This window comes from Vibrio sp. OPT46, assembly GCF_015163535.1.
Taxonomy (GTDB): Bacteria; Pseudomonadota; Gammaproteobacteria; order Enterobacterales; family Vibrionaceae; genus Vibrio; species Vibrio alginolyticus.
This window is the reverse complement of record NZ_JADDYG010000242.1, coordinates 1-364: the sequence shown is the minus strand read 5'-3', so window position 1 is coordinate 364 and position 364 is coordinate 1. Positions and strand designations below refer to the sequence as shown.

Sequence of the window (364 nt, the reverse complement as noted above, 5' to 3'; positions counted from 1 at the left end):
AAAGGTACCAAGACTGTCGCATTTAAGTTTACCTGGGAGCTTTCTAAAAAGGCCCCAAGTAAACTATCCCTTGCAAGGTCAGCAATCAAAGCTATCAATGCCAACCTTCAACCAAAGCAGAGTGAAATGGTCGCATTGACTGAGCAGATTGGAGAACTATTGCTGAATGGTGAAGATATATCCCCTGCTGTCCTAAGCGCTATTAAGAAGTTTGGTGAAGAGTCAAAAGATGCTAAAGGTACATCAATGAAGAAATCAGATGACGTCATTGATGTAACCGACTATGAAATAGTCACAGATGATGAAGATTAGCTTCAACTAGCACACCAAAGAAGTAAATTTCCATCCAACTAGCACATTCAAC

General features: G+C 40.4%; 1 protein-coding gene. It reads left to right on the top strand.

Annotated elements, in window-relative coordinates:
• Positions 1-312 (top strand): hypothetical protein (locus IQR33_RS32750; RefSeq protein WP_228013837.1); only part of this gene is annotated, 312 nt, incomplete at its 5' end.
• Positions 313-364: the final 52 nt, after the last annotated feature.